This window comes from Solidesulfovibrio magneticus RS-1, from assembly GCF_000010665.1.
GTDB lineage: Bacteria > Desulfobacterota > Desulfovibrionia > Desulfovibrionales > Desulfovibrionaceae > Solidesulfovibrio > Solidesulfovibrio magneticus.
Genome location: NC_012796.1, coordinates 4,698,343 through 4,719,489, shown reverse-complemented (window position 1 = coordinate 4,719,489; position 21,147 = coordinate 4,698,343). Strand labels below are relative to the sequence as shown.

At 49.1% G+C, this 21,147-nt stretch carries 13 protein-coding genes and 2 pseudogenes; 10 read left to right on the top strand and 5 right to left on the bottom strand.

Going from position 1 to position 21,147, the window contains the following annotated elements:
• The first annotated feature begins 16 nt into the window (after positions 1 to 16).
• Together DMR_RS25500 and DMR_RS22670 are read left to right on the top strand one after the other, a co-directional pair.
• Complete coding sequence (locus DMR_RS25500) at positions 17 to 265, top strand: hypothetical protein (RefSeq protein WP_070098054.1); 249 nt, start codon at positions 17 to 19, stop codon at positions 263 to 265.
• Between the two features lie 661 nt (positions 266 to 926).
• A complete protein-coding gene (locus tag DMR_RS22670; RefSeq protein ID WP_015862787.1) occupies positions 927 to 5,054 on the top strand; it encodes a PAS domain S-box protein in 4,128 nt (1,375 codons plus the stop codon).
• Positions 5,055 to 5,881: 827 nt separating this feature from the next.
• Here the strand turns inward: DMR_RS22670 and DMR_RS23930 are convergent.
• The 4 genes from DMR_RS23930 to DMR_RS23920 all read right to left on the bottom strand — a co-directional run bounded on the left by DMR_RS23930 (position 5,882) and on the right by DMR_RS23920 (position 10,003).
• Positions 5,882 to 7,420, bottom strand: a complete 1,539-nt coding sequence (locus DMR_RS23930; protein WP_015862785.1) for a PAS domain S-box protein — start codon at positions 7,418 to 7,420, stop codon at positions 5,882 to 5,884.
• 17 nt (positions 7,421 to 7,437) lie between these two features.
• Positions 7,438 to 7,965, bottom strand: coding sequence for a V4R domain-containing protein (locus DMR_RS22665; protein WP_052279034.1), 528 nt, complete (start codon positions 7,963 to 7,965; stop codon positions 7,438 to 7,440).
• Positions 7,966 to 8,155: 190 nt separating this feature from the next.
• Positions 8,156 to 9,310, bottom strand: a complete 1,155-nt coding sequence (locus DMR_RS23925) for a PP2C family protein-serine/threonine phosphatase (protein WP_015862783.1) — start codon at positions 9,308 to 9,310, stop codon at positions 8,156 to 8,158.
• A gap of 225 nt (positions 9,311 to 9,535) precedes the next feature.
• Positions 9,536 to 10,003 carry a bacteriohemerythrin gene (locus tag DMR_RS23920; protein WP_015862782.1) on the bottom strand — a complete coding sequence of 156 codons (468 nt, stop codon included), beginning with the start codon at positions 10,001 to 10,003 and terminating at the stop codon, positions 9,536 to 9,538.
• A gap of 338 nt (positions 10,004 to 10,341) precedes the next feature.
• On the opposite strand from DMR_RS23920, the gene DMR_RS19620 reads away from it, so the two are divergent.
• From DMR_RS19620 to DMR_RS19610, 3 genes are read left to right on the top strand one after another with little or no spacing between them, the layout of a single operon-like run.
• Entirely contained in the window at positions 10,342 to 12,195 is a 1,854-nt protein-coding gene (locus DMR_RS19620) for an ATP-dependent helicase (protein ID WP_015862781.1), read from the top strand.
• A 32-nt stretch (positions 12,196 to 12,227) separates the two neighbouring features.
• Positions 12,228 to 12,773: a hypothetical protein gene (locus DMR_RS19615; RefSeq protein WP_015862780.1), complete on the top strand. Its 546-nt coding sequence runs from the start codon at positions 12,228 to 12,230 to the stop codon at positions 12,771 to 12,773.
• Positions 12,770 to 13,702, top strand: coding sequence for a DUF932 domain-containing protein (locus DMR_RS19610; RefSeq protein ID WP_015862779.1), 933 nt, complete (start codon positions 12,770 to 12,772; stop codon positions 13,700 to 13,702). The genes DMR_RS19615 and DMR_RS19610 overlap by 4 nt, the downstream gene beginning before the upstream one ends.
• A 373-nt stretch (positions 13,703 to 14,075) precedes the next feature.
• Here the strand turns inward: DMR_RS19610 and DMR_RS19605 are convergent.
• Positions 14,076 to 14,696 (bottom strand): annotated as a pseudogene (locus DMR_RS19605) (IS256 family transposase); the annotation flags it as partial.
• A gap of 77 nt (positions 14,697 to 14,773) precedes the next feature.
• Here DMR_RS19605 and DMR_RS24785 point away from each other — a divergent pair.
• The 5 genes and pseudogenes from DMR_RS24785 (at position 14,774) to DMR_RS22660 (ending at position 20,966) form a co-directional block, all read left to right on the top strand.
• Positions 14,774 to 14,914: a transposase gene (locus tag DMR_RS24785; protein ID WP_148208489.1), complete on the top strand. Its 141-nt coding sequence runs from the start codon at positions 14,774 to 14,776 to the stop codon at positions 14,912 to 14,914.
• A gap of 426 nt (positions 14,915 to 15,340) precedes the next feature.
• Positions 15,341 to 17,941 (top strand): annotated as a pseudogene (locus DMR_RS25845) (chemotaxis protein CheB).
• A gap of 128 nt (positions 17,942 to 18,069) precedes the next feature.
• Positions 18,070 to 18,360: a PAS domain S-box protein gene (locus tag DMR_RS25840; RefSeq protein ID WP_407636346.1), complete on the top strand. Its 291-nt coding sequence runs from the start codon at positions 18,070 to 18,072 to the stop codon at positions 18,358 to 18,360.
• Between the two features lie 11 nt (positions 18,361 to 18,371).
• Positions 18,372 to 18,587: a hypothetical protein gene (locus DMR_RS25165; protein ID WP_198408671.1), complete on the top strand. Its 216-nt coding sequence runs from the start codon at positions 18,372 to 18,374 to the stop codon at positions 18,585 to 18,587.
• Between the two features lie 12 nt (positions 18,588 to 18,599).
• Positions 18,600 to 20,966, top strand: a complete 2,367-nt coding sequence (locus tag DMR_RS22660) for a PAS domain-containing hybrid sensor histidine kinase/response regulator (protein ID WP_015862774.1) — start codon at positions 18,600 to 18,602, stop codon at positions 20,964 to 20,966.
• The last annotated feature ends 181 nt before the right edge of the window (positions 20,967 to 21,147 follow it).

Here is a 21,147-nt window from a genome sequence, read left to right as displayed (position 1 = left end):
AATGAAGGAAGTTGGAGTGACGGTGCAATTTCTCCCGATCAAACAAGTCCAGGTGCTGCCGATCACAATTGTCGAGGCGTGGACCTTTTTCTGCGATCCGAGAAACCTGAGTGCGATCACCCCGGACTGGCTATGTTTCGACATCCGCTCGGAAGTGCCGACGTGCATGTACCCCGGCCTCATCATCGAGTATCGGATCAAGGCGTTTGCCGGATTGCCCATGGCCTGGGTGACGGAGATCACCCAGGTTGCCGCGCCGAACTGAGCAGCGTTTCGGACCATATCGGTTCTGGCACCACCAGCATCATTCTCGTGAAGTAGGCGAGGGCGTCGAGATGACCAATATCGTCCACTATGCCACGCCCTACGGCGTCCTCGGCCTTGCCGTTCACAAGCTGGTCGTCGCGAAAAGGCTGGAGCAGATTTTCGAGTTCCGGGGGCAGAAGCTTGTCGAACTTTTTCAGGTAGGTAGAGTGAGGAACAGAAAAAGGAGGGCCTTGCGACCCTCCCCATGTCTAATAGGTGCTCATTTGTTCAAAATAGTATTCTAGCGGTCGGCGCAAAGGCGATGATTCTCGAGGAAGGCTAACTGACCTTCTTTGAGTTCGAGGAGAATGACTTTATTGTTCTCGAAGTTTTAGATCAGTTTTGACATACACGCTAGCGTCTCATAGTTCGACAGTGTGTTGAAGTCTAGTCGAAAGACTTCGGTGACCACGAATTCCGTAGTCTCCTCGATGTCCTGAAAAATTATAAAGTGGTCGACACCTTCTTGTTTGACTGAGTATCACTTTTGGGATAACAAAAAAAATAATCACAAGCAAGGCTAGCTATAGAGCTGTATAGTGTTAGATTTTTACGATTCTTCACAGCTTGCTGGAGTGTTGCATCGCTGTGTATCATCTGAAGTTTGAGGAAATTACTTCATGGCCCATCACTCACTTGCGGAACTTGTTGACATGACTCAGGTCATGGCAATGGCAGAGGCCTACCACAAGGTCTCAGGAGTTCCTTTTGGACTGGTTGACGCTAAAGATGGCACTGTCCTTGGGGGGACGGGTTGGCAAGACATTTGCTCCAAATTTCATCGGATTCACCCTGAGACGATGAAAAAGTGTCAGGAAAGCAACCTTCAAATCTCTGCTGGCATCGAACTGACCGGAAAAAGCCATGCCTGCCGCTGCGCAAATGGTCTGTGGGACATCGGAATCCCCGTGATGGTCAGGGGAGAACAGGTCGCCACCCTATTTCTGGGCCAGTTTTTCTACGTTGGCGAGAACCCTGATATCGAATTCTTTCGCGAGCAGGCTAGTAAATATGGTTTTGAAGAGAATGCTTACCTGGAGGCTCTGGCGCGAGTTCCCGTATGTGAGAAGGCCTGGGTTGACGACATGTTGGCCTATAATCAAGCCTTCGCGGACTTCATCGGCAATTTAGCCGAGAGTCATCTGATCCAGTTTGAAGAGGAAACTCGCCGGGTCGAGGCTGAGAGAGAACTTCAACGACGCGCCAACATGCTACAGGGCATAATTGACGCAATCCCAAGCCCCATCTTCGCCAAGGACGAGGACCTTCGTTACACCACATGCAATACCGCTCTGGAAAAACTCCTAGGTGCTAAACCTGCAAGTCTCCTAGGGAAGTCCGTGTTTGACATATACCCTCGAGCCCAGGCTGAAGTTTACGACCGTATGGATCGAGAGTTGCTTCAACAGGGCGGAGTTCAGGAATACGAAGGGCATATGGCTAACGCTGAGGGCTCGTTACGCAACATATTGTTCCATAAAGCTAAATGCCACGATTTTCTGAATGACGCCTGTGGGTTGGTCGGGGTAATGACCGATATAACCGAGCGCAAGTTGACTGAAGATGCTCTTAAAATGAGTGAAGAGCGATACCGTTTAATTATTGACACTGCCAACGAAGGCATTTGGTCGATGGATGCCGACTATCACACAGCTTTTGTCAACTCAGCAATGGCTAAAATGCTTGGATATTCTGTCGAAGAGATGCTGGGCAAGCGGGTGGATGATTTCTTTTTCGATGAGGACATGGTGTTTCATGCGCAGAGAATGAAGGTACGCCAATCTGGTGGGGATGAGGTCTACGAGCGACGTTTCAAACGCAAGGACGGCTCTCAACTTTGGACCCTAGTTTCAGCGAAAGCTCTTAAAGATAGTGGAGGGAGCTTCGCGGGCTCATTTGCAATGTTTACAGACATAACAGATCGCAAGCGAGCTGAAAATATAATTCAGGCTAGATTGCGCTTGATGCAACTTGCAGCATCTTGTTCTCTTGAAGAGTTGTTGATTGCTACAGTCGATGAAGCTGAAGTTCTTACAAACAGCAAGGTCGGATTTTACCACTACCTTGATGAGGATCAGAAGACGCTTCTGCTCCAGGCGTGGTCAACGCGCACGATCCGTGAGATGTGTCAGGCTGAGGGGATTGGACTTCATTACGATGTAGCAAAAGCAGGAGTCTGGGTAGATTGTATACTCAGCCGCCAAGCTGTTATTCACAACGATTACGAAGCATTGACCCATAAAAAGGGTATGCCAGAAGGGCACCCTCCCGTCATTCGTGAATTGGTAGTTCCTGTGTTCCGACAGAACCAAATTGTGGCCATCCTGGGCGTGGGAAACAAACCGATCGACTACGATAACGCGGATATCGAAGCCATTACCTTGCTCGCTGATTTAGCTTGGGATATAGCTGAACACAAAAAGGCTGAAGAATCGTTGAGGAGTAGCGAAGAGAGACTCCGCATAATCTCTGATAATACTTATGATTGGGAATACTGGAGAGCCCCGGACGGTAGCTACCTCTGGGTTTCTCCCTCATGCAAAACAGTCTCAGGATACTCACCGGAAGATTTCACGGGAGATGCTGCTACATTAATCCGAAATATTGTCCACCCCGATGATCATGACATATGGGCCGAACATGTCAAAGTTGTTGATAGCTACAATCCTGACCATCAAGAATTAGATTTTCGGATTGTAAAACCAACTGGGGAAGTCGTTTGGATCGGCCATACCTGCAAGCCTATCTTCAGTGACGATGGTTTGTTTTTAGGGCGTCGTGGTTGTAATCGCGACACAACTGAGCGGAAGCGTTCTGAAGAGGCAATTAGGGAAAGTGAAGAACGTTACCGCTTACTCTTCGACCAGTCGCCCATTGGAATCGTTAATTTCGACAATGTAGGTACCATTTTTGATCTCAATTCAAAGTTTGCAGAGATCATTGGAGCTCCAAAAGATAAATTGATCGGTCTGAATATGCCAAAAGACTTGACTGACCTAAAGCTGATTGAAGCGGTCAATACAGCCCTCGCTGGAACTCTTGGGATATTTGAAGGGAATTACACATCGGTTACAGGACGGAAAACCACCCCCGTGCGCTGTATGTTCAAGGGGATTTTTGCTCAAGACGGCAACTGCCTTGGAGGCTTGGCCATTGTTGAAGACATCACCGAACGCAAGCAAGCGGAAGAAGTTCTTCGGGAAAGAGAATTATTCCTTCTTGAAACTCAACGAATAGCTCGAGTGGGGGGATGGAAGGCAAACATTGAGACTAATTTTTTGTTTTGGACAGATGAAGTTAACCGCATCATAGAGATGCCGACAGGTTATAAACCTAGTTTGTCGGAAGGTCTTTCCTTCTATGCCCCAGAGTTCCTTCCGGAAATCAGAGAGATGCTTAAGAAGGTATTGAATGAGGGCAGTTCCGCTGAGTTGGAATGCGAGGTCATCACGGGGAGAGGTACACGGAAATGGACGCACTTACGCGCCGTTGGTCGTATAGTGGAGAAAGGTCAATCTTTGGTGTTAGGCACTTTTCAAGACATTGACGAGCGAAAAAAGGTTGAGCTTGAGTTGAATAATGCCAGGTTAAAAGCCGAGGCTGCCAGCAAGGCAAAATCTGAATTCCTTGCCAATATGAGTCACGAGATAAGGACTCCACTCAACGGCGTATTGGGCATGCTCCAATTACTCGAATCAACATCAAAGGATGCCGAACAAGATGAGTATATCGAGGCTGCAAAAAAATCCTCTACTCGTCTGACTAGACTACTCGCTGACATTTTGGATCTTTCGAAGATTGAAGCCGGAAAGATGATCTTGGAGGAGGCCGACTTTAGCTTTGTGGATCTGAAGGAATCCACGCTCGGTTTGTTCGAATTGGCTGTTAAAGAGAAAGGGCTCAAACTGGATTTCGTGATTGACGAACTGTTGCCCGCCAGACTCGTTGGCGACCAAATCAGGCTTCAACAAATACTTTTTAATCTTGTTGGGAATGCGATTAAATTCACTGAGACGGGAGACGTTCGGGTCGAAGCCTGCCACTTACCATGCTCGAATGACGACATACAACGGGTTTTATTCATTGTTAGTGATACTGGGATTGGAATTGCTCAAGGGATGATCGCGCAGGTTTTCGAGCCTTTCACCCAGGCGGAAGGTTCATATACTCGGCGCTTTCAGGGGGCGGGACTGGGACTCTCAATTGTGCGGAAACTCGTCACTCAAATGGGAGGGAGTCTGGCAATCGACAGTACAGAAGGCACAGGGACTACATTCTATCTCTCGCTTCCATTAAAGCATTCGGCTCCTTCAGATATGAATAGAACTATATCCAGGCGACTGGACAACCAAAAAGTCCATGACATGCATCGGGTACTGCTGGTTGAAGATGACGAAATTAGCCTTCATACCGTTAAGCGTATGCTTGAGAAGTCGGGATATGCTGTCAGTACAGCCCAGGACGGCCAAATAGCCATTGGGTGCCTTTCTGATCCAGATTTCGATCTGATCCTTATGGATGTCCAAATGCCTGTCCTAGATGGAGTGGAGGCGACAAAGTTGATACGGGCTTCAGGCGCATCTTATGCCGATATTCCGATCATCGCCATGACCGCCTACGCCATGACAGGTGACAAGGAAAAGTTCCTTGCGGCTGGGATGAACGATTACATCTCCAAGCCAGTGGACATGGCTGCTCTCAAAGAGGTCATCGAGAGGGTGATGGAAAAGGCGGCCGCAACCAACTGAAGCCAGGGTGCTCACTCGCCAACTCCTCCGGGTGGGTAGCAGGGTGGGTAGCTTTCGGGATGTATCCCCATGTATCTGGATGTACCTAGGTGCAGGGATAACTAGCGAAAATCATTGAGTGGAGCCGGGCAGACGCGTGTCTTTCACGCCGGTAACAGGGGTTCAAATCCCCTTGGGGACGCCAAGCAAATCAAAGGGTTATCCTTCCGGGATAGCCCTTTTTTTGTTGTGGACACACAATCGGCACATTTCTCAATATCCCGCCGGTGTCCCGGGGAAATTGTCCAACATATTAGTGGGCTGGGAGCGCTACTGATAATTCTGCCGTGAGTCAGGGCAATAATTCGTGTGGTGCGCGTGAAAATCTGGCGTATTTGCCTGTTGTCTTGGACAAATAAGATGAAGCTGAGCCGTCGATTTGGTTGGCCCGGCATGTTGGGTCGGAGTGTTCGGCTTGGGCAACGTCACCAGGGCCGTAAAAATGCCCATACACGGCGGTTTGTCGGAGAAGTGAGGTCCATGGCCCCATTCGACGGTCTCTGGCCTTCTCGGGGTGATTTGGGCTATTGGTCGCTGTCTACCCTAGGAAAACACTTAAAACTTTCTAGATACCACATGAGTTAAATCTCCTCAGACAGCGGGCAGAAATTTTCCTACTTGCGAATAATGGTCTTGAATTGCAACGCAGCAATTTCATCGTAATTCGGTATGAAATAAGTACTTGTCGTTCCGAACCGTTCCTTATGAGTCTCTACCCTAGTAGGATACGCTGGAGCCGGAGGGGAGGTCATGACTTATTTCTTAAAAAGTTTCTGTTTTAGAAAATTTTATTTACTTGCAGGCATCATAGATACCCAGACAGTAGTCCCTAGTTCTTCAGTAGACGTAAACCCAATATCTCCATTTTGAGTCTTTGCGAATAATCTTGCTGAATACGTGCCTAGTCCTGTTCCTTGTTTTTTGCCTTCTGTTACGTATTTATCAAAGAATACATCATGTATTTTGTTTGGGATAACTCCAAAGTTGTGAATTTCTGTTAAGACTTTATTGCCTGCTGTGATGTTGATCATTATTTCGCTGTTTGCAGGTGCAGCTTCTAGTGCATTCTTAATTAAATTTGAAAACATTGAGTAGCACAAAAGCCTTTCGCCCTCAACGAAGATGGGGGAGTTTGAAAGGGGGCCTTGTTGCTCCCATTTGTAATTAATTTTTAGTTGCTTAGCAGTGAAATATGGTAGCAATTCATTGGTTATTTGCTTGAGGGTGGCTGTAATATCTACAGAATCTGGACTGAAAATATAAGTACCTGTCTCCATTTTGTATAAATCGAGAGAAAGCTCTATCATTTTGAGCATCGCGTAGCCACTGTCTTTGATTAAGATTAAGAATTCGCGGACTTCTTGGGGTAAATCGTAGTCATCTAAGATTATCTGAGGTAGGCCGATAATGCCATTAAGGGGTGCTTTTAGATCATGTCTCGTTATTCTCTCGACATCACGTTTAAGTGCTTCGAGTCTAAAGCGCTCTGTTATGTCGCGGATAATGGCAAGCCCATAATTCTCATGTCCGTAACGTGTTGATGTAAATGCTATTTCGATAGGCAAAAGTGATGAATCACGACGCATTGCAGTCATTTCAAATCGTCTGTCTTTGTTGTCTCCGGATTGATTTAATAATTCAGGTATCAGATCAGCCAGTACCTTGCGGTCAGTTGGTGGCAAGATGTGGTCTGCAAGCGAGTGTCCTATAATCTCATGCGCGGAAAATCCAAAAAGCTTTTCGGCGGATCGATTCCAATGCACGACAAGGCCGCGTGAATTAAATAATACAATAGCATCGCTAGCAGCTGAAACTATTGCATCCAATTTATTTTCGTTTTCTGTTAATTTTTGTTTGGCTTGGATCAAATCCTTAATGTTTCGCTCCAAAGAAAAATTTAAATCTGAAAGTTCTTTGTTTTGACATTCGATGCGATGGAAAGCCTTGGACAGATCTTCAGCCATCTGATTAAAGGCAACTGAAAAATCTCCCATAAAGTCGACGCGTTGAGAAAAATCACCAGCGGCGATCTGCTGAGCTATCCACGTCAAGTGCAGCAAATGACTTTGAAGACTTTTGTAGGAGTGCAAAACCTTAAGTCCCGACTTTGGTGGAGTCTTGTCAAGTTCACCTCGTGATAGCGCGTACATGTATTCAGCAAAGTCGTCGTATGACACTATGAACTTGTTAACATATCCTACCAACTGTCGGAATTCATTTTCAGGATAAGAGTCAGGAAGCACGATAGGAGGAGTTTTCTTCCCGTGTATCAGGTTGAATATGACCTCAGAAAGAGAATCAACTAGATCTTCTGACAACTCTATCACAGAAATAGTTCCTTCTTTTAGTCAATTTGGTTTGCCTTAAAGCGGCAAACTCTATCGCCAGAGCACCAGCAATCGACCTCTTTGACTGCCCAAGAATGTCCAGTGTGTTCAGATAATAATCCAGCTATAAAACCTTCATCGTAGGTACATATTTGTTCTTCGCACAGAGGGAGTCCTGAGCAGTCCAAGTCCTCAGCAACGGTCAAAGTTAAAGACTTGCCATCAGTGCTAAATGACTCAACCCGTAATATCCCTATATTTAAAGTCTTTAGCGCCATTTGAAGATCTGCAACAAATGAATTGAAATCTTCTTTGGCTCGAATAACATTGATGTAAAATTGTTTTCCAGCTAAAAGTCCTGCTTCGTAAAAAATTTCATCTGCTGACTGGACACCGTGCTTAGAGATAAGAATGTCACGAAGTGTAAATTGCATGAGACGATATACTGCAACGTCTGTTGTCCTGCCAAGGTTGGGTCGTCCTAGTTCAACATCGCCGAGAAGATCCCAACTGAAAGTAGGCTTGGACCTTTCTTCTTTAAACATGATTACCCCTTTGAAGATTAAAAACTGGTGTGTTTGATTGGCTCCGACTTTCAAATATTAAACTGTGGGCTGTCCAGGGTCAGGTGTTAGGTATGTCTTAATCCTGGATTGAGATTTGTCTAGAACATCTTCGTTTAACTTGGTCAACAATTTATATCGTGTTGTTCATATTTAAAAAAATAAACATAAGTTAATTTAGTCCTTTGTATTCCAAAGCCAAGATGCTCAAGTCATCAGATGGTGGCTGTGTTCCAGCAAAACGGTTCACATCATCATAAAGTCCCTGAACTAATTCATTCGTCGGTAAAGAACAGCTGTCTTGCAGGGTTTTGTGAAGTCTTTCCTGGCCATAAAACTTTTTATTAACATCCTCGCGCTCCTCGACACCATCACTAACGAAAACTACTTTGCTTCCTGGGTGAATAGTCACATTTTCTTGGTTAAAAGGCATGGCAGCAAGACCAATAACTGTTCCTGAAACGTCAAGAGTTTTAAGTGCTCCGTCTTTAGATAAAACTAAGGGAGAACAGTGGGCTGCGTTGCTGTACGTCAAAAGACCGGTTGTAATATTTAAGATGGCATAGATAATTGTAAAGTGTTTCTTAAAACGCATGAGTGGAAATTCTTTATCAAGGATGTTCAAGACTTCTTCTGGCGATCTAACTCGAGGCGGAATAGTAAAGTTATCCAAAAGTATTCCTGTGAATGGATTCATTAGCTGATAAACCAATACTGCAATCATGGCCGAAGATGGACCATGGCCAGAGACATCAACCAAGTAAAAGCCAATGTGCGAGTCGTCAAGGCATAAAACATTTAGAATGTCGCCTCCGATTGCATTGCATGGTTGAAATTTATATGAGAACTCTACAGATTTAAAATTTGGGAGTTTTTTGGGGAGTAAGCTTTTCTGGATTAGTCCTGCAGATCTAAGGGCTTCGTCAATTGCAACTTGCTTTAATGCCAGCAGATCTCTAGCAATTTTTAGCTCAACATGGTTTTTGACTCTAGATTTTACCAGTGCAACATTAAAGGGTTTTGTGATATAATCAATGGCACCACACTCAAGTCCGTGTGATTCACTCTTGGCATCACTTAAAGCTGTGATGAAAATTATAGGGATGTCTCGAGTTGCTGGTGATGCTTTGAGCTTTGAACAAGCTTCATATCCGTCCATGCCTGGCATCATGATATCTAATAAAATCAAATCTGGGCGTTCTGACAGTGCAAGGTCTATGGCGGTTGTCCCGTCTATGGCAATAATTACGGAATGATCATTCTTTAAAGCAGCACTTAGGATGTGAATATTAATTCTTTCGTCGTCAACAATTAATACTTTGCCCACTTTTGTGTCCCCATTGAGCGAATGTCCCTATGAATTAATTTCTAACTTATACCTGCAAAGCTGGCCTGTCGCGGGTTTCAAAAAAACAACTAAGATTTGATGTTTGAACACCACGGGGTTTGAGTTATTTTGCATCCATCAAGACCTTAGCGCTCGATGTCATAGCTTTAAAGGATATTTGCATTATGCATAGATAGAGATTGTGAGTTGGTCTGTCGAATGTGTTTATGATACAATGCTAGGATCAACATTCTCTTTTGGTTGCGACCTTAGCTCTTGAGAGGTTCCGGTGGTCATCTTTGACCTTGCGAACTGTCCTATTTTCATGTCTTCACGAAGAACGTGGTTGATTAGCCAGTCTTTTAAAAAATTAATGACAGTCTGCTGCGGTATGTAACCCTCTTTGTATAGAGATTGTTGGAAATCTTTGACGCTTTTTCTTAGCCGGGCATGTTCTTGAGCATGTGCATTTGCTTCTGGATAATGAATTGTTTTTTGGTACTTCTCTTCGTTGCTAAAGTGGTAAACAGTATATGCTCGGAGATCTTTAAATTCTTCAGTAATAACTTGGCTATTGCTTGGTCCTTTTATATTGTGGGCCAGCTTGTTGCATATTGCGATTAGCTTTTTGTGCTCTTCATCAATGTTTTCTAAGCCAATACTTAGCGCTGGTGTCCATTCGATCCTGCCCATACGATTCACCTTCAAAATGCATATGTGTACTAATAATTACTGTAAGTAAACAACTCTGGTGTTAGTCAACCCCCATCCTGCAACAGCATTCTGTCTCTCCTCCGGTGGCTCCTTAACCTAGCCTATACCACACCCGTAGGCGTCTGCGCATTATAAAATGCGTCGCACCACCGTATTATCTCGACACATTTCGTCCCGAGCCATGAAGAAGATTCAGGCTGTCTATCGTGGAATCATGCAAGGCGTGTTCATCCCCAATGACACGTCCTGGAAGTGCAAGGGCTGTTCGTATCAGCAGTGCTGTCGGGATTGGTTCGCAAATTGAACAAGGAGGGATCATGTCCCTTAACGCCAAACAGTTGGAGGCGGCGCAGTTTCATACCGGGATCGCATTGGTTGTCGCTGTCCCTGGTTCCGGAAAGACCAAGACGATGACGGAACGAATTGGCCGGCTTGTCAATGACCATGGGATCGCCCCGGAGAACATTCTGGGGCTGACCTACACCCGTCAGGCTGCCGAGCAGATGCGGGAACGATTGGAGTTGGTTCTCCATGGAGAAGCCAGTCGAGTCCACTTGTATACCATCCATTCGTTTTGTCTGCGGCTGCTCAAGTCCGAAGGCCGATACTTCAATATCGTCTCAGGCTCCGAGCAGATGACCATGGTGTCGACGATTATGCGCTCATTGGGGGTCAAAGACTTGGCCATCGGTGGGGTGTTGCAAGATATCAGCTTGGCCAAGAGCAACCTTATCAGCCCTGAAGAGTTCATTGAACTCTACGGTGAAGACCAGTCGAAGCAGAAAACGGCCATGGTGTTCAAGGAGTATGAGGAGCAAAAGGCCATCCGGTATCTCTACGATTTCGATGACCTGCTCCTTCAGGCGCATCGTTTCCTTGCCCATGAGGGCGGCGCTGAAAAATACCATGACGTGTATCCCCACATCCTCGTTGACGAGTACCAGGATACCAATCCGGCGCAGTTGGCCGTGCTCCAGGCGCTGATTGCGGAGAGTGGCCGGGGCTCGTTTTGGGCTTGCGGCGACGATTGGCAGAGCATCTACGCGTTCAACGGAGCCAGCATCGGGAACATCCTTCGGTTCAAGCAGATATTCCCCTCGGCTCAGGAGATCGTGCTCAACGTCAATTACCGTTCCACCCCGGCGATCCTGGCCGCGTGTCAGAAGCTCATCGATCACAACCAGCGGAAGATCCCCAAGGAGCTTATCGCACACAAGCCAGGCGGCAACCATGACCTGTTTGTCATCGACACCTTCAATGAGGAAGAGGAAGCGTGTCTGGTCGCCAATGAGATCAAGCACCTTCATCTGTCTGATGGCACAGCGTACAGCGATATGGCGGTGCTTTACCGAGCCAACTTCCAGTCGGAAATATTGCAAAACGTCTTTGTGAGAGCTGGCATTCCCTTCTACATCGACAACGGCATGAGCTTCTACAAGCGCCGTGAGGTTAGAATCCTGCTCGATTATCTGCGGTTCATTGAAGATCCCGGTTCGGTGGTCGGAGATGAATCTTTGCAACGGATCATCAACGCTCCCAACAGATACCTGGGGAAGAAGTTCATGGAGCAGGTGGCAGGGGTGGCCAATGAGGCATCCTGCAGCCTGTATCAAGCCCTTCGGGAGATGAGCTTCGACAGCCCCTATATCAGGAGAAATGTCCATGAGTTCGTGCGGCTTATGGAATCATTCATTCAGAATGAAGGGGAGATGGGGCCGGCCGAGGTGTTGGCGAAGCTGCGCCAGCGGCTGGATTACGACCGGTTCGTCACTGACAAGGATATTCCCTCTCCTGACAACCAGGCCGTGCTCAACCTGAACCAGCTGCTGCAGTCGGCGGCCCGGTACGCATCCATCAGTGAGTTCCTGACCTATGTGGCTACGGTTGAAGACGAAACCTGCAGCCGTGACCCCAGTGGCGTGAAGCTCATGACCATCCACAAGGCCAAGGGACTCGAATTTCCCGTGGTGTTCGTGGTCGGGTTGGTCGAAGGCATCATGCCCACCAAGCGCGGCGACTTGGAGGAAGAGAGAAGGATCTGCTTCGTCGCCTTATCCCGCGCCATGGATCGGCTCTACGTGACCTACTCGCACAACCACCTGGGGCAGCCCGCCAAAAGGTCCATCTTCATCGATGAGATGACCGGCGACCTGGCTGCCATCGACTCCTGAAAACAGATCCCAAGCCCATGATGGAGGCTTCTATGTCTTATGAATTGCTCCATTTCAGAGATTCCAAGATGGTCATCGAGGAAAAGGGGATGACCAATATTGTCAAGGATACCCTGGGGTACGTCGATGATTGGCTTCCTGAGTCGCCGTTCAAAGGGCGTCGGCTCAAGAGCAGCCTGGAAGATTGCGGCTGGCGCGACAACGGGAACCTGCCCATCATCGAAGGCCGCCGGTATCAGTACAAGGGCTGTTTGCAGCGCATCGCCATCGAGGCAAACTTCCACGCCTATGAATACATCCTTGAAGGGCTCGTTCGGCTACAGCTCGGGTACGACCTGGGGAAAATCGATGTCGGCTTGTTGCTGCTCACAGGTGAACGCAGCGCCAAGAGCCCGTTTGGTTCGACAAAGGAATTGGTGATTCGGGAAGTCGAGTCCCTGTACCCGACCATTTCGATGCCGGTGGCCGTGGCCATCTTCGACATCGAAGCGTCGGTCGTGGCCATTCCTTGCGAACCGGTGGTGGAGGTGCATGGGCATGGTGTCGTGCCGTCGAGCAGCCAGGAGGTGCGGTCGTGAATGGCAAGCTGACGACCCTTGGGAAGGTGATGGAGAAGGTGGAACGGATGTCCGTAAACTGCCATGACCAGATTGTGCCGGTGCGCCATATCGAATTCAATGACCTGGAATCGATTCGAATCGGCACTGAGGTGCATGAGTTGCGGCACATGGCCCAGCGATCGTTGTCGTATCGGTTAGGTGTGCCGCTGCAATATCTGAAGAAGTGCCCACCCGAGTTGCAAGCGCAGAACCTGAACCATTGGCTGGCCCGGGAACGCAATGAGGATCTGTACCTTCGGTTCGACGGTGATGATGTCAGGGCTGTGTTCACCCCTCGCTACGTGCCTGTGGATAACATGACGGTTTTGAATAAGCTTGCCGAGATGGGCTTTGGCGAGGAGCTTGAGGTGCAATGTCACCTGGATCACGAGTTCATGTCGCTCTCCATCCTTGACCAAGGGCAGGAATTTGCTGTTAATGGAAACGATCGCGTAAGGCCCGGTATTTCCTTTGGCAATTCGGAGATCGGGTTGGCGGCCTTGTCCATTTCGGCGTTCCTGTTGCGGCTGGTGTGCACCAATGGACTCATTTCGAAGACGGAAGTCGAGGCTTCGTATCGCCACATTTCGACGCGGATACTGGATGAGTTCCCCACGGCCATTGGCGATGTCGGTGCCAAGCTGTTGGATGAGAAACAAAGGCTCCAGTTCTCCCTGGAGTCGGAAGTGAAGGAGCCGATTGCGACCATGAAGTCATTCAACCTCCAGTTTCAATTGGGAAAGCCCGAAGTTGAAGCCGTTGAGTGGGCGTGGCCGCAGGAGCAGGGCGAGACCATGTTCCATGTGATTAACGCGTACACCAAGGCGGCCCAGTACCCTCGGCTGACGGTGGAGAGTGGCTATCGGCTGCAGCGGGTTGGCGGGATGATCCTGGGGATGGTCAACTGAGTTAGGAAAAGCCCCATTCTTGGAAGGGAGTGGGGCTTGATGATAGGGCAGGGCAGAGAAGGGCTTGTTTACCACTTGAGGGCTGGTTTTTGAGGGTTAGTGCGGGAAATTGCGGGGTTTGTTTTTTTGATTTACCACCCTACGCAGCATCTTGGCCATTTTTTTTGCATTTTACCCCACGGGGCTGCTTGTAGCTTGTTGTGCAGAAGGTGACGAGGTGTGGTGCTTAACGTGGGGTGGCGCAAGTTTTTAGGATTTCTATGTATATCAAATGGTTGCTGAAGTTTGTGGTGTTATTTGTCGTCTAGCTTTGCGCCCTGGGTCACGTCCGTCAACGTGGTGTAAATTCCGGTGTGCTTGAGGTGGCAATCGGTCAGGCTGCCCTGGGTGGGATTTGGGCTGGCTGCGCCTCATTGGGTTGGGTGTTGAGTTCGGCCATGGCCTCGACCTGCATGTAGCGGCTTTGCAGCTGCCACTCGTCTTTTTGCTCCAGCAAGATGGCCCCGATGAGCCGGATGATGGACTGCTCGTTGGGGAAGATGCCGACCACGTCCGCTCGCCGCTTCACCTCTTTGTTCAGCCTTTCCAGCGGATTGGTACTGTGCAGCTTGACCCGGTGCTGTGCCGGGAAGGTCATGTAGGCCAGCACGTCGTGCTCGGTTTCGTCCATGAAACTGGCGAGTTTTGGCCATTTGCCGCGAAGCTGGTCAGCGACATGCCGCCAGGTCTGACTGGCGCTGGCTGCGTCTGGCTGCAAAAAGGCCTGACGTAGGGCGGCGGAAACCATGGCGTGCTGCGATTTAGGGACGCGAGCCAAGGCGTTTCGCATCCAGTGGACCCGGCAGCGCTGCCATGTGGCCCCGAACGTCTTGGCAATGGCGGTTTTGAGACCTTCATGGGCATCGGAGACGACCAGCTTCACGCCGGTGAGTCCTCGACGAAGAAGGCCTTTGAGGAAAAAAGACCAGAACGGCTCGGCTTCGCTGGGGACAATCACATCATCCAGGTCGCCGATGGCGAAAAAACCTTGACCTTGCGCCGCGTCGGCTATCGGGATCAGGAAACCGGGGAGTGCTTCGATTTCCTGACCAACCACATGACGCTGCCGGCCGCGCCATCGCCGATATCTACAATGAGCGTTGGCAGATCGAAATCTTCTTTCGGTTCATCAAGCAGAACCTCAAGATCAAATCTTTCCTTGGCAACTCGTAAATTGCCGTTCTGTCACAAGTCTACGTGGCGCTGATCGGGTATCTGCTTCTGGCCTATCAGAAGTTCATGTCAAAGATCGGCATCAGTCTGCACTATCTGGCTCGGCTGGTGCAACGAAATCTCTTACAGTGCTGCAACATCCTCGACCTCGTTGAGCCTCAACGAAAACGAGTAAAATCAAATAATCCTAGACAGCTATCACTCCTAGCTTAGCCGGACAGAAATGCGAATGAATATATTTATAACAATATCATCTGGCTGCAAAGTATCTGGCTGCTGTTGACGCTAGGTTCATGGTGCCGCACAGTTTCGCTTGTCTCAAATCATCTTAAGTGGCATGATGGCAAAATAGGCTACAATTGCGACTGTTGCGACATCATAATTTTCGTGATCTTGTGTTCACATCACCCTCGGGGAGATCGTCCTATGGCCAAGAAAAAGGCCCCATCGAAGTCAAAGCCAAAGACAGGCCGAGATTCCTCGGTAGAAACATCCGCCACAGACCCTGTGCAGGCCTCTGGATCATCTTTCCCTATAATCGGGATAGGTGCTTCCGCAGGTGGGCTGGTGGCTTTTGAGGCCTTCTTTTCTGGCATGCCTACCGATACCGATCCTGGCATGGCCTTTGTGCTGGTGCAACATCTTGCCCCTGACCACAAGAGCATCCTCACAGATCTCATTCAGCGCTATACCCGCATGAAGGTTTTCGAAGTGGTGGACGGGATGGTGGTCAAACCAAACTGCACTTACATCATCCCGCCCAACCGGGACATGGCCTTCATAGATGGCGCGCTCCAATTACTGGAGCCGTCTGCTCCCCGAGGTCAACGTCTGCCTATTGACTTCTTCTTCCGCTCCCTGGCCCAGGATCAAACTGACAAGGCCATTGGCATCGTACTCTCTGGGACAGGGAGTGACGGCACTCTGGGAATTCGGGCTATCAAAGGTGAAGGGGGCTTGGTTTTAGTCCAGACCCCAGAAACAACTGAGTATGATGGCATGCCCCGAAGCGCCATTGGGACTGGCCTGGTTGACTATGAATTGCCGCCAACTGAGATGCCCAGCAAGTTAATCCTCTATGTAAAACAGATGTATGATAATCACGGTTTGCACAAGTCGCACCTTATAATTAAACCAGATAACTCATTAAAAAAGATTTTCATTTTGTTGCGCGGTCAAACTAGTCACGACTTCTCTCAGTACAAGCCGAGCACTATTCTTCGGCGCATTGAACGGCGTATGGCTGTCAACCACATTGAATCAATGGAAGCATACGTAAAATTTTTGCAACAAACTCCATCAGAAGTGGCAGCATTATTTCGTGATCTGTTGATCGGCGTGACCAACTTTTTCCGTGATCCGGAAGCGTTCAGGATTCTTGAGGAGCAGGTCATCCCCAAACTCTTCTCGGGTAAGCCTGCGGGTTCCATTTTGCGAGTCTGGACACCGGGGTGTTCCACCGGCGAGGAAGCTTATTCGCTCGCCATACTTTTCCAAGAGCACATTGAGGCGCTAAAGCAGAGCTACAAGGTGCAACTCTTCGCCACGGACATTGACAGCAACGCGATTGCTACTGCCGGAATGGCGTTTACCCGTCCACCATCGCCGCAGACATCTCGCCGGAACGTTTGAACCGCTTTTTCTCAACTGAGCCAGACGGGGGCGGGTTGCGTATCCAAAAGGTCCTTCGCGACATGCTGGTCTTTTCCGAGCAGAGCGTGATCAAAGACCCCCCATTCTCCAAACTCGACCTGATTTGTTGCCGCAACCTACTCATCTATTTGAACGGGGACTTGCAAAAGAAACTGATCCCTCTCTTCCACTATGCCTTGAATCCTGGTGGCTATCTTTTCCTGGGGACCTCTGAAACGGTAGGCGAGTTCGGCGACTTATTTGCAACACTGGACCGGAAACAGAAAATTTATCAACGAAAAGACGTTTTCAACGCCCAGCGTTTGCCATTGGCCCAATTCCTTCCATCAATGGCGGTGGGGGATGCAGGCGCGCCCAAATCAGCGGGAAAGACATCACCCGTCGGGAAACTGCCTCTTCGCGAGTTAACTGAACAGACACTCTTGAAGCAGTTCGACCCCGTCGCCGCCCTTGTCAACGACAAAGGCGTAATCTTCTATCTTCATGGTCGTTCCGGCTTGTATCTGGAACTTGCTCCCGGTGAAGTTGGTGCCGTGAACATTTTCAAGATAGCACGCGAAGGGTTGCAGCGAGACCTAACCACAGCTTTGCATAGAGCAGCTAAGACAAAAGAGTTAGTGCAGTGTGCAGGTCTCCGCGTTAAAACTAATGGAGATTTCACTACTGTCAATATGACCGTTCGCCCCGTGGCTATAGATAGCGGCGAAGAAGTTGAAACAAACCTGTATCTTGTCATTCTTGAGCGTGTTACTCCAGCTATGGAGGCGAAACAGGAGCATATGACTCAGGATGCAATATGCCAAGAGACATTTGATAATACGCAAAGCGACACTCATATAACGGCCCTCAAGCAAGAACTGCGCAATAAAGAAGAATATCTTCAGACAACTTTAGAAGAGCTGGAAACATCAAACGAAGAGCTCAAATCTTCTAATGAAGAGATGCAATCTGTTAATGAGGAGCTTCAGTCAACTAACGAGGAGCTTGAGACTTCAAAAGAGGAGTTACAATCAGTCAATGAGGAGCTGGCCACGGTCAACGCCGAGCTTCAGAACAAGGTTGCGGATTTGTCTCGGGCTAACAACGACATGAACAACCTTCTAGCCGGAATGGGTGTTGCCACCGTCTTTGTGGACACTCAACTTCGCATCCTACGGTTCACCCCCGCCGCCACTCAAATCATAAACTTGATTTCGAGTGATGTCGGACGTCCTGTTCAGCATATCGTTTCCAACCTTATTGGCTATGACAGTCTTGTGGTAGATGCGCAGGCCGTTTTGGATACTCTGACCCCAAAAGCCATCGACGTCGAGGCGAAGGATGGAAAGCAGTACAATATGCGCATCCGGCCCTACCGTACGCTCGAAAATATGATAGAGGGCGTGGTAATCTCATTTTACGACGTCACCGAATTGAAGAGCGCGCAGCATCTGCTCGCCGTGGCCAATGATCAGCTCCGCTACGTGCAGCTTGGGCGTGATGCTCGAGATGCCGTCCTGATCATGAATTCGGATGGAAATATCTTGGCCTGGAATCACGCGGCTCACAAAGCTTACGGATGGGATGAATCCGATGCCTTGACCATGAACATTCGTGACCTGATCCCGGAAGAAGTACGCGATGCAGAGACGGGAAAATTCCGAGAAATCGCTCTAGGTAAAAGTCAGGGCCCGCATGCCTCAGTTCGCCTTGATAAGAGTGGAAAACGCATACCGGTAGAATTTGCAACCACGCCTTTGGTCGATGAGACAGGCCGGATTTACGCTATCGCGACACTGGAACGAGTTGTCTGAGGGTGAGGGGTATGAAAGACACATTGCGCCAAAGGGCGGAAGAGCAGACTTTGGCAAATGATGCCCAGGGAGAATGTGTCTCCATGTCTCCTGAAGATGGGCGAAAGGTTCTCCACGAACTGCGCGTGCATCAGATCGAGCTTGAGATGCAGAACGAGGAGTTACGACGGTCCCAGATTGCCCTAAAAACACTGCAAAGGAACGCTATTTTGACCTCTATGACCTAGCTCCGGTTGGTTATGTCACGATTAGCGGGGGGGGGACTCCTCCTTGAAACCAACCTAACTGCGGCGACCATGTTCAGCACTAACCGCAGCGACCTTTTTCGAAAGCCGTTTAGCTCATTGATCCTCAAGCAAGACCAGTCTATCTACTTCAAATTGCACAATAATCTAGTTGCGACGAATATGCCGGAGGCGCGTGATTTGAGGATGATGAGGTCTGACGGGTCTGAATTCTGGGTTCATCTGTCGGCCACCATCGGACATGATTCTGATGGACAGGCAGAAATCCACATCGCAATAAACGACATTACCGAACGTAAGCAGGCTGAAGATGCGCTGCGTAAGAGTGAAGAGCACCTCCGCATTGTCTCCGACAACGCCACCGATTGGGAGTACTGGCGCGGCCCAGATGGAAAGCTCAAGTGGGTCTCGCCCTCGTGCAAAGAAATTACCGAATACACACCAGAAGAGTTCATGGGGGAGAGCCCTCTTGCCATCCAACAGATTGTCTATCCTGAGGACCAGGGTCTATGGTTGGAGCACCTCAAGCAGTTAGACACCCAAGAGCCTCCTCATCTTGAATTGGAATTCAGAATAATCAAACGATCCGGTGATGTTGTTTGGATCAATCATATATGTAAGCCTATATACAGCAGGGAAGGTGTGTACCTAGGACGCCGGGTCTGCAACCGTGACATCACAGCACGAAAGACCATAGAGAAGGCTCTGACCTTTCTGGCAACCTGCTGCAGTGCCCGTTCGGGGGTGGCATTCTTCGAGTCGCTTGCCAGGTATTTGGCTGAGACCCTGGGAATGGATTTCGTTTGCATTGACCGACTGGAGGGGGATGGGCTTAACGCCAGGACCTTGGCCGTCTATTTCGATGGGCATTTCGAAGACAACATCACCTATGCATTGAAAGACACCCCCTGCGGGGATGTGGTGGGAAAGGAGTCCTGCTGTTTTCCCCATGACGTACGGGGCCTTTTCCCCAAGGACGCTGTGCTCCAAGGCATGCAGGCTGAGAGCTACGTGGGCATTACCTTGTGGGATTCTGCCGGTCGACCCAACGGGCTTATTGCGGTCATCGGTCGTACCCCCTTGAAGGATCCCTGGCTGGCTGAATCCATTCTGCAATTGGCTGGAGTTCGAGCCGGCGGGGAACTTGAACGCCTTCAGGCTGAAGAGGCTCTTCAGTCGGCGAAAATTGCCGCTGAGTCAGCCAATAAGGCGAAATCCGTGTTTCTAGCCAACATGAGCCATGAGATAAGAACTCCGCTCAATGGTGTGCTAGGAATGCTCCAATTGCTCGACACCACAGCCCCGAATGATGAGCAGAAAGAGTACCTGCTGGGAGCAGTTCAATCCACAAATCGACTGGCTCGGCTGCTTTCGGACATTCTCGACATCTCAAGGATCGAGGCGGGTAGGATGGATATCGTTGAGTTGGAATTCAACATTCAGAATACATGGGATTCCATCAAAGAACTTTTCGCCCTGGAGGCGAGGAGAAAGGGTCTCATCCTCGAGTTTGGATGTGTTAAAGATCTCCCACTATTATTGATCGGAGATGAGGTGCGGCTAAGGCAAATCCTTTTTAACCTTGTCGGGAATGCCGTCAAATTCACAGAAAAGGGAAAAATCCGGATTGATGCCTCATTGCTTCCATTGCTCCCAAGCTCAAAAAGTTCTGCCATTCGAGTATTGATAACTGTACACGACACGGGGGTCGGGATCCCCGAGGAATACATTAAAGACATTTTCGAGCCTTTTGTCCAAGCTGATGGTTCATACACCCGGCGCTTTCAGGGGGCAGGCCTAGGGCTTTCCATCGTTAGTCGCTTGGTGAAGCTCTTGGGAGGCGAAATAGCGATTGATAGCACCCCTGGTGAAGGGACGGCCTTCTATATCTCGCTGCCATTCAAGCTCTCCAGTGGTAACCAGGGTCAGATGAATCGGGAAGTTCGTGTCACCGCTCCAGATGCTGAACCCTCCTTGCGCATACTCATCGCTGAAGACGACCCTGTAAGCCTTCTCAGCGGCAAACGGATGCTTGAGAAATCTGGCTACTCAGTCACCGCTGCCAAGGATGGCTTGGAAGCGCTCCAGTTCCTCACTGAGCAGGACTTTGACCTGATCCTCATGGACGTCCAGTTGCCCACCATGGACGGCGTTGATGCCACAAGAGCGATTAGGGAAGGTAGGGCAGGCGAAGACAAGGCAAGTATCCCGATCATCGCCATGACCGCCTACGCCATGACAGGTGACAAGGAAAAGTTCCTGGAGGCCGGTATGAATGATTACATTTCCAAGCCAGTGGAGATGGAGACGCTCAAGGAAGTTATCGAGAGGGTGATGGAAAAGGCTGTCACCACCAACTGAAGCCAGGGTGCTCACTCGCAAACTCTACCAGGATGGGTATGATTCTCGTGGTTAGTATGAAGGACGTCTGAAGGAAAGTCGAGGCGGTGAGACAGTCAAGGTTTACAATAGCAAGGGATACTACCATGGACGCATAAAAGACGATAAGATCTATGATTCAAAAGGGCATTATGAGGGGCGC